General features: G+C 62.6%; 10 protein-coding genes. All 10 read right to left on the reverse strand.

All coding sequences use genetic code 11. The features are described 5' to 3' along the window. Positions 1 to 4 precede the first annotated feature (4 nt). Positions 5 to 262: a DUF3567 domain-containing protein gene (locus Q7T64_RS13925; RefSeq protein WP_304796906.1), complete on the reverse strand. Its 258-nt coding sequence runs from the start codon at positions 260 to 262 to the stop codon at positions 5 to 7. A 130-nt stretch (positions 263 to 392) separates the two neighbouring features. Continuing rightward, entirely contained in the window at positions 393 to 764 is a 372-nt protein-coding gene (locus Q7T64_RS13930; protein ID WP_304796909.1) for a GTPase, read from the reverse strand. After that, positions 757 to 1464: a response regulator gene (locus tag Q7T64_RS13935; RefSeq protein ID WP_304796911.1), complete on the reverse strand. Its 708-nt coding sequence runs from the start codon at positions 1462 to 1464 to the stop codon at positions 757 to 759. Before Q7T64_RS13935 ends, Q7T64_RS13930 begins: the two co-directional genes overlap by 8 nt. A gap of 72 nt (positions 1465 to 1536) precedes the next feature. After that, positions 1537 to 3804: a PAS domain-containing sensor histidine kinase gene (locus Q7T64_RS13940; RefSeq protein WP_304796915.1), complete on the reverse strand. Its 2268-nt coding sequence runs from the start codon at positions 3802 to 3804 to the stop codon at positions 1537 to 1539. Then, positions 3801 to 4316 carry a DUF4390 domain-containing protein gene (locus tag Q7T64_RS13945; protein ID WP_304796918.1) on the reverse strand — a complete coding sequence of 172 codons (516 nt, stop codon included), beginning with the start codon at positions 4314 to 4316 and terminating at the stop codon, positions 3801 to 3803. Before Q7T64_RS13945 ends, Q7T64_RS13940 begins: the two co-directional genes overlap by 4 nt. A gap of 173 nt (positions 4317 to 4489) precedes the next feature. Continuing rightward, entirely contained in the window at positions 4490 to 5785 is a 1296-nt protein-coding gene (gene rsmB / locus Q7T64_RS13950) for a 16S rRNA (cytosine(967)-C(5))-methyltransferase RsmB (protein WP_304796921.1), read from the reverse strand. A 48-nt stretch (positions 5786 to 5833) separates the two neighbouring features. Continuing rightward, positions 5834 to 6178, reverse strand: coding sequence for a DUF1840 domain-containing protein (locus Q7T64_RS13955; RefSeq protein WP_304796924.1), 345 nt, complete (start codon positions 6176 to 6178; stop codon positions 5834 to 5836). Positions 6179 to 6214: 36 nt separating this feature from the next. Next, complete coding sequence (locus Q7T64_RS13960) at positions 6215 to 7486, reverse strand: MFS transporter (RefSeq protein WP_304796927.1); 1272 nt, start codon at positions 7484 to 7486, stop codon at positions 6215 to 6217. Next, positions 7483 to 8019, reverse strand: a complete 537-nt coding sequence (locus Q7T64_RS13965) for a hypothetical protein (RefSeq protein ID WP_304796929.1) — start codon at positions 8017 to 8019, stop codon at positions 7483 to 7485. Before Q7T64_RS13965 ends, Q7T64_RS13960 begins: the two co-directional genes overlap by 4 nt. Positions 8020 to 8222: 203 nt before the next feature. Further along, a partial coding sequence (locus Q7T64_RS13970) for an acyltransferase (RefSeq protein ID WP_304796931.1) occupies positions 8223 to 8964 on the reverse strand: 742 nt, incomplete at its 5' end.

Raw genomic sequence — 8964 nt, forward strand, 5'->3', positions numbered from 1 at the left:
CTTCTCAGTGCAGCAGCACGGGCTGGCTCATCAGGACATCGTAATTGCCCAGGAAGGCGTCGATATCTTCTTCGGTGGGTTGGGTTGCGATCAGGTCTTCGACATTCCGGCGGAATGCTTCAGCCAAGCTACCGCCGATGAAGATTTCCTTCTTGCACGCCTTGTCCATGATTTCATAGCCGCCAAAACGCAGCGCTTCGCGTGCGTCATCCGGAATGAATTCAACGACGCTGTATTGGTCGCTGTTATAGATCAGATTCATTTGAACTCCTTTACAGCATGTAAGTTGGCCTGCACGACTCCCTGAACAGTACATGGCGCTGTCGGGCCCGTTTTCAAGAACTTCCACTGCTTGCTTGTTCTTTAACCGCACGCACGACCCGTGCCAGCTTTCAGGTGGCGCCCTCTTGCATCACACACAAGTACGCAGAATAAGGCGGGGACGAGAGCACCAGATGCAAGGCCGCGAGGTGCCCGGTGCTGGCCACGCCAATGAAGAGCTGCGAAGGGTGCGTCCGCAACAGGCGGTTGAGCGTGACTTTCATGACGAGGTTGCCGGTGCAGCACAGGCAACCGGCGACGGTGCGTGCGATCACGAGCTCGGGGCTTTCCTGCAAGTGGGCGCTGCCGTCGGGCAAACCCTCCAGCAATACTGCCGTGCGGGCCGGTGGCCGGTTTGCCAGTGCATCGGCTATGCGGTGTTCGCGTTCGGCGGCGCTGCCGCCGGCAACGATGAGTGTCGGGATCGGTGTGGCGTCAGCCACCACGGCGAACCAGCTTGGCCGGCTCCACGCCTAGCTGCTTGAGCTTGCGATACAGATGGGTCCGTTCCAGGCCGGTACGCTCGGCGACCCGCGTCATGCTGCCGCCTTCCCGCACCAGGTGATGTTCGAAATAGGCGCGCTCGAACGCATCGCGCGCTTCGCGCAGCGGCAATTCGAACGAGACAGTAAAGCCGGCCGCAGCCGCAGGAGTAGCGTCCTCGGCAGCAGGCTCACCGGCCGCAGAAAGTGCTGCGACTTGCGGCGGTGGCGCAGAAGGCGGGTGCGCAGCCTCGGGCTGGCGACCGTACGTCATCAGGGTCGGCCGGGGTGGTTCCTGGTTGCGTTGCAGGCCTTGCTGTACCGACTTGAGCAGCTTTTGCAGCGAGATCGGTTTTTCCAGAAAATTCAGTGCACCGATGCGGGTTGCTTCCACCGCCGTGTCGATCGTTGCATGGCCGGACATCATGATGACCGGCATGGTCAACAGGCCATCGCGTTGCCATTCCTTGAGCAGCGTTACGCCATCGGTGTCGGGCATCCAGATATCCAGCAGGACAAGATCCGGCGTTTCCGCTGCGCGCATCGCGCGCGCCTGCTGCGCGTTCTCGGCGGTGGTCACGACATGACCCTCGTCCCCCAATATCTCCGAGAGCAATTCCCGAATGCCCATCTCGTCGTCAACTACCAGTATGTTTGCCATGTGTTGCCTTCTCGTTGTAGGTCTCCCTGAGACGCGGCGTATTCTATGGGAGCCGACGGGTTCTGCGCGCTCTTAATTAGTTTCGGCTAACTTTAGCAAGAGGATAAATATTCTAGCCCCGTTTGTATCGGTTCGATTGTGCAGGTCGATACGGCCGCCATGTTCTTCGATGATTTTCTTGACCATCGCCAGTCCCAGGCCAGTGCCGCGCTGCTTGGTGGTGACATAGGGCTCAAAAGCGCGCGCCATCAGCTTCTGGGAAAAGCCGGGGCCATTGTCGGTGATCGAAAGCCGCACAGCTGATCGCTGGTTACCATTTGCGTCGTCGTATCGGATTTCCTCGGTAATGACATCAATGTGTGCCGGACTGCTATTGTCGGCGCGTTCCAGCACGGCGTCTTGTGCGTTCTGTAACAGGTTGTGTATGACCTGACGCAATTGGGTGGCATCGCCCATGATCTTCGGCAGTCCGCTTGCCAATTGCTTATGGATGATGTCGCGCTCGTCGCCCGCCATGTACAGCGCCAGGACCTCTTCAGCCAAGGCGTTGATGTCCAGTGGCGCGAGCACCGCCGGTGGCGTTTTTGCATAGTCGCGAAAGTCGTCGACCATGCGCTTCATTGCGGTGACCTGGTTGACGATCGTCCTGGTGCTCCGTTGCAGTATGGCGGCATCAGGTGGCGCCAATTTATCTTCCAGCTTCATTTGCAGGCGTTCGGCGGACAACTGGATCGGGGTCAGCGGATTCTTGATTTCATGCGCCAGGCGCCTTGCTACCTCACCCCAGGCAATCGAGCGCTGTGCCGAAATGACATCGGATATGTCATCGAATACCACGACATAGCCCATGCCGTCCCCGACCGGGAGCCGCGAGCCGCGCGCCAGCAGCGTCAGCGTGTTGTCGCCATCGCTGTTGGGTACCTGCCCTGGCAGCTCGAGTTGTTGCTGCCAGTGCGCGCCGGGCGCGGCCTGGTCGCCTGCACGCTGCGCGCTTTGTTCGGAGAACGCTTGCGTGATCGATTCGGCAAAGTCATGCAGGCCGTCGATGGCCGCTAGCGGACGGCCTATCTCCTGCCCGAACGCATGCTGCAGGATGCGCTCTGCTGACTGGTTGCAGGTCTCGATATGGAAATGCTGGTCGAGCACCATCACGCCGGCCGACATGTTGGCGAGCACCGATTCAAGATAGGCTTTTGCCGTCTCCAGTTCGGAACGGTTGGTTTCCACCGCAGCGCGCGCATCCGACAACTGGCGCGTCATGGCATTGAAGGACTGGGTCAGGGTTCCCAACTCGTCATTGCTGGCAACGATCGGCCGCGGCGACAGGTTGCCCTCGGCAACTGCCTTGGTGCCCTGTGCCAGCAGCAGCAAGGGCCTGGCGAGTTCGCTGGCAATCAGGAATGCGCTGCTGATCGCGCCAAAGATGGCCAGCAGCAGCGTCAGCGTCAGGGTGACCAGGTAAATCTTGCGCAATCCGGAGCGCGCCAGCGAACGCTCCTGGTATTCGCTGTACGCTGCCCGCAGCGCTTCGGCATCTTTTGCGAGCTGGGCCGGCACGTGCTGCAGCAATTGCAGGAATCGCTGTTCGCTGGGCAGCGGCAGGGCGCTTGACAGCGAGGGAATCGGCACCACCACCCGCAGCCGCAGCGGGACGCTTTCCGGCTGCGGCACGGCCGATGAAAGCCCTTCGCTGCCGCCTTCCAGTGCCACATAGGAGCGGTGCAGCCTGGCTTGGGTGAGCATGGCCGTGGATGGCAGGTCGGGCCGCAGCACGCCCAGCGCCACGCCTTCGGAGGCGATCACCCGGCCGCTGCCGGAGACGATCACGGCCTCCTGGATCTGGTTCTGTTCGCGCAGCCGCGACAGTTGCATGACTTGCCCGCCATCTGCCGCATCACCCAGCGAGGTGGCCATGCTGCGCCCCTTGGCCGCCAGGTCCGACAAGGCGCTTTCCAGTGCAGTGCGGCCCAGGGTGAGCCCCGATTCGAGCGCCGACTCGACCCGCACGTCAAACCAGGATTCGATCGAACGCGACACGAACTGCACCGACACCAGGTAAATCACGAGCCCGGGAAGGATGCCGACCAAGGCAAACATCATCACCAGGCGCGCCATCAGCCGCGACCCGAAGCGGCGCGCCCGATAGCGACGGTACAGGCGTGTAAGCAGCAGCACCACCAGGCCCAGCAGCGCTACTGCAATGAGTGCATTAAGGCCGAGCAGCCAGGGATAATGGCGGTCGAAGAAAGCCGAGTTTTCGGCTGCCGAGGCGAGCAGGAACAGCAGGATGCATGCGACGGCGCCACCGACGACCAGCAGGTAGCGCAGCGCGCGTGTCACCGTCCGTCCAGGCGGAAGTTGAACGAGCGCCAGTTCGAGCTCAGGCGCCAATCGCTGTTGTTGATGGCATTGACCTGGAATGGCTTGGGCAGTTGGCCGACATCCAGCCCCATGCGCAAGGCGACCAGGTAGGTCTCGCCGGGTTTGAGCGCGCCGCGCGGCGCCACCAGCCAGCGCGGTGGCCGGCGTATCAGCGACAGGGCTTCGTCAAGCTCGGCGAAGCCCTGTTGCAGGCCGCCGGTCGAGATCCGGTATTGCCGGGTCAGTACGTTGTACGACAGCCGTGTGGTCTGTGCTGCGCGCAGGGTGGTTTCGTCGAACCAGTACCAGCGCGGACGGAAAATTTCGATTTCCGTCGTGAAGTACATCGGGATGCCACGCAACAAGGCGTCTTCCAGGCCGCGATTGAGTTCGAACCGGAAGTCGGCGGAAAGGCGCACGCCTTCATCGCTGGTCTCAAGATGCGCCTGCACGATTTCCACGCCGTCGGCGCGCGCGGATGCCGGCAACATCAGTGTGGACAGTGCGAGGGCCAACGCCACCCAGATCCAGCCTGCCTGAAATAGTCGTCGAGTCACTGGTGATGGCGTTGGGGTCGGGCCGCTGTCAGCGGTTTTCTAGTTATCGGAGGCCGTGCAGCGTGCCGGGACGTCTTGTGGGCGAAACCTAAGTCGTCATTACTCTATCAAACTGCCGGCTTTTGGAATAGCGCATAGAAAAGCCCGTCATGATCTTGTTGCAGATTGGCTTCGGGCAGCAGTTGTCCTGGCGCTTCCAGGACGATTGCACCGGTCCGTGCCGCAAAGGCTTGCGCCTGCAACGCCGACTCTTCCGGCCACAGCGAGCAGCTTACCAGCAACAGCTTGCCGCCCGGCGCCAGCAAGCGCCAGAGATTGTCGAGCATGGCGGCAGACTGGCGCGCCAGGCGGCGGGCATCCTCCGGCCGACGCAACCAACGGATGTCCGGATGACGGCGCACGATGCCCGACGCGGTGCAGGGAACGTCGGCCAGGATACGGTCGAATGGCTTGCCATCCCACCAATCGGTGCTGGACGCATCGCCTTGTACCAGCGCCGCCTGCAGGCCAAGCCGGTCCAGGTTGTCACGCACCCGGCCCAGCCGCATCGGGTCGACGTCCACGGCGGTGAGGTCGATCGTTGCCAGTTCCAGCATGTGTCCGGTTTTGCCTCCGGGCGCGGCACAGGCGTCCAGCACGCGCTGGCCATCGTGCAGGTCGAGCAGCGGCGCTGCCATTTGGGCGGCAGCATCCTGGACCGAGACCAGGCCATCGGCAAAGCCCGGCAGCCGTGACACCGGAACCGGCTGCATCACCCGCACAGCTTGCGGCCCCAATGCAATGCCCTGCATGCCATGGGCCCCCAGCAGGTCGAGATAGCCTGGGACGTCGGTCTTGCGGCAATTCACGCGCAGGGTCAGCGGCGGCGGTGCGTCGCCGGCAGCGAGGATCGATTCCCATTGTCCGGGCCATGCGCGCTGCATGCCCTCGATCCACCATTGCGGGTAGTTATGGCGCGCAGGCGGCTTGGCGAACACTTTCTGAGTGAGTGCCCGCTCCTCTCGTAGCACGCGTCGCAGAACGGCATTGACCATGCCTTTTGCATGCGCCATGCGCGGGCTGGCTGCGGCGGCATCGACCGCCTGGTTGACCACGGTATAGGGCTCGTAGGGACGTTGCGGATCGAGCACGAGGCTGATCGCGCATTGCAGCAGGGCTCCCAGCAAGGGTGGTTCGGGCGGTCGCGGCGTCACCAGTTCGATGATTGCATTGGCCGTGCCCAGCCGGCGCATGCAGCGGTAGGCGATATCCTGCGTAGCGCCCCGGGTCTCTGGCGAGACAGCGGGGCCGAACACCGCAGCCAGCGCCGCTGGTAGTGCCGTGCCCGCGCTGACTGCGGCCACTGCCTCGGCTGCCAGCAGCAGCGCCGCCGCCAGCGAGCCCTGGGGCGGCGGACTTTGCATGGCGTCGCGACTCAAGGAACGCAGCGCCCGATCGAATTCCGGAGCATCTCAGATACCCCAGGCCACGTTGTGACCCTCGCGGTGCGCCGCGCGCAGCATTTCCAGCAAGGGATAGACGCGGGTGGCAAAACTGACCGGCTGGCTGGGTTCGTGCTCATGGTCTTCCTGGCCGGGAATCTGGTGGATCTCGACGTCATGGCGGATCTCTTCCGTGGTCGCATGGGCCCGGATCTCGGCAATTTCCTGTTCCAGCCGTGCGATCGCCGGCCCGGTCTCGGCCGTGCTGATGACGCCGCGTTCAATGTCCTTACCCAGCAGGTCCAGCATGCGTTTCGCGTGTTCCTTGTACATCAGCACGTCCGCCGCGGCCTTGGATTTGAATGTGACAAGCATGGAATTCCTCTTTCTTTATTGATCACGATCGATCCGCTATGACGATACAGCAGCAGGCTGGCCACGGCTACGATGCATCGCAAAACCGATTACCGCCGCCACCTGCAGCACCAGGAAAATCCCCAGCGCCGCCTTCATGGCGTCGGCGGGAACCAGCCCCATCAGCTTGAAGCGGTCGATCACCATTCCCATGCTCCACTGCACGGCGAAGGCCATCACGAATACGGTCATGTTGTAAGCACTGTTGGCGCGCCCGACCAGGTTACCCGGGAAGGTCAGGCTGATCTGCGTTTGTGCCAGCGTGATTACCGGCGTGAATATCGCCAGCAGGATCCATAGCAGCCAGGAATAGCTGCCGTCCATCATCAGGATGCCCGCCTGCGCCACCAGCGTGCCGCTCATGCCCACGGTCAGCACGGTCGTCACTGGCCAGCCGGGCCGCCCGCCCTGGGCCACCATTCTTGGGGCCCACCAGGCCAGCGCCAGGTAGCCGGCCATCAGCGCCAGGTTGAAGGCGAACACCACTTCGGACGAGGTGCCGGGGTCCAGTCCCAGCACGGTCACCAGCCACGGCCCGATCCAGAGCGTTTGCAGCGCCAGGAATGTGCCCTGGCAGACCGAGCCGATCAAGGCCAATCGCTGGAAATAGCCATTGGTGAAAATCGTCCGGTAGCCCTGGGTGGCAACGCCGGGCTCGACCACGCGGGCAACCAGGGGAATCTGGCGTTCGGCCGGGCGCAGCAGGAAAAACACCGCCAGTGCAACCAGCAGGATCAGGCCCGACATGATCCAGAAAATGCCGCGCCACCCCAGCAGGGGCAACGCCAGGCTCACTGGTACGGTTGCCGACAGCGCCCCGGCGGTGCCGGAAAACAGCATCCAGCTGGCCAGTTGCGATTGTCGCTCCGGGGCATACCATTGCCGGAACGCGGTCAGTGCGGCCATCAGGCAGGCGGACACGCCAATGCCGATCAGCGAGCGGCCTATCCAGAGCCCGGTGAGGCTGGTGCTGGCCGCGAAAATGGCTGCGCCGGCGGCGGCAAACAACAACAAGGCCGCCTCCGTGCGCCGGGAGCCGTATTTGTCCAGCCAGATGCCCATTGGCAGTTGCAGCGCCGCGAAGGTCACGAAATAGGCCGACGACAGCAGCCCCAGGTCGGCGTTCGACAGGTTCATGTCGGTCAGCAGGACCGGCGCGATCACCGCATTGATGGAGCGGAACGCATACGACAACAGGTATCCCGATGCGAAGCAAAGGAATACCCGGATAGCCAATGCGCCGGTCAGGTATCGGGGAGTCGTGCTCATTGCTGGCCAGGTCGGAATGAATCAAGGAAAATGTCGGCCGCCTCGGTGCGGACTTTGGCGGCCGCGCCGAGCACCACAGCCTGGTACGCAAACGGGCCGCGTGCCGCAAAGCGCGCATGCAGGCGGATCGCTTCGCCGCGTGCGTTCTTGCCGTCAACCTGTATGGCGGTCACTGGCAGTCCCGACACGATGAGCTGCTTTTCCTGCCGGACCGCGCCGCCCATGTTGCGCACCAGCGCCGCCTGCAGGGCGCGGGCAGCGCTGGCTGCCCTGGCTTCGTCGGGCAAGGTCACTGTGCCCACGGCATAGGTGACGCCCTCGACCTCGGCGCCGCGCATGGTCATGGCGAGATCGGTGGCGTCAAGCTTGACGGTGCGGGTATGGGCAGTCGGCTTGGCGGGCATCAGCACGACATACGGCGTCTCGGTGACGCGCACTTCGCGCCAGTCAAGTGGCGGCGTGCAAGCGAGCAGTGTCCAGCAGGTGAGCGCCACGCAGGAAAAGCGGCCCGCGCGAATGGTAATTTTCAGCATGGCCGAGATGGTAACAGCAGCAGGGGCATGCTTGACGCCAGGCTTGCGGATATTGCCTCAAAAAAAAGGCCCGCCAACCTTGCGGATGCGGGCCAAAACTTCCAGGGAGTGGTGCTTCGGTGAAGAACCGATGCCATCGTAGTACCGATGCCCAAACGCCATATTGCGCAATCGCAAGAGAGTTGCTCTTTTGATCTGGCCGCTCACTTTTTTGCCAGCGCCGGTTCACTGGCAGTCACTGCGGTACGGGACGCCAGGCGATTGAATTTCGTGCGGAACGGTTGTTCGACGAAACGGTAGGTCCAGCCGGACAGTATCAGCAAGGTGGCGACGTAACTCAGTAAAACGGCAAGCCGCAAAGACGGCGACTCGACCCGGTGCGCAATGTTCCCGAAGATCATGACCAGCGGCATGTGCAGCAGGTAGATCGAGTACGAACGCTCGCCCAGGATTTGCAAAGGACGGGTCTTGAGTGCGTCGGCCAGCCAGCCCTGGTCTGTGCTCACACCTGAAACCAGCAGTGCAAATGCAAAAGGAAATGCAAATGCCCAAGCCGGCTGCCGGTCCACCAGCGTGAGCCCCGCGACCAGCAGGGCGGCGCCAAGCAAGGCGAGCATCGATGCGGGCAGTCGTGTGGATGCCGCGCGATCAGGCTGCCAAGCCCGGCAACAGTGCCAGCACAGGGCGCCCAGGAAAAACGAAAACACCGAGCGAGGAAAGCCGAAGTCATAGGTCAGCGACAGGCAACCGACCTTGACCAGGCTTTGATTGAACGTGACGGATGCCCAGACCGAGATTGCCAAGGCGGCCATTGACAAGAACGCAAAAACAAGCAGCCTGGCCCGGCCTTTTGCGAACAGGCAAATCGCGGCGAACAGCAGGTAAGTGAATACTTCGGTGCTGATACTCCAGCTTGGTGTATTCAGGATCAGGTCGTGGAACAGT

It is taken from the genome of Lacisediminimonas sp., from assembly GCF_030645335.1.
Lineage (GTDB): Bacteria > Pseudomonadota > Gammaproteobacteria > Burkholderiales > Burkholderiaceae_D > Lacisediminimonas.

Coding starts and splice junctions, on each gene's coding strand:
- Q7T64_RS13965 (WP_304796929.1), bottom strand. CDS start 8,019: ATGCTGAAAATTACCATTCGCGCGGGCCGCTTTTCCTGCGTGGCGCTC.
- Q7T64_RS13945 (WP_304796918.1), bottom strand. CDS start 4,316: ATGTTGCCGGCATCCGCGCGCGCCGACGGCGTGGAAATCGTGCAGGCG.
- Q7T64_RS13955 (WP_304796924.1), bottom strand. CDS start 6,178: ATGCTTGTCACATTCAAATCCAAGGCCGCGGCGGACGTGCTGATGTAC.
- Q7T64_RS13960 (WP_304796927.1), bottom strand. CDS start 7,486: ATGAGCACGACTCCCCGATACCTGACCGGCGCATTGGCTATCCGGGTA.
- Q7T64_RS13935 (WP_304796911.1), bottom strand. CDS start 1,464: ATGGCAAACATACTGGTAGTTGACGACGAGATGGGCATTCGGGAATTG.
- Q7T64_RS13925 (WP_304796906.1), bottom strand. CDS start 262: ATGAATCTGATCTATAACAGCGACCAATACAGCGTCGTTGAATTCATT.
- rsmB (WP_304796921.1), bottom strand. CDS start 5,785: ATGCAAAGTCCGCCGCCCCAGGGCTCGCTGGCGGCGGCGCTGCTGCTG.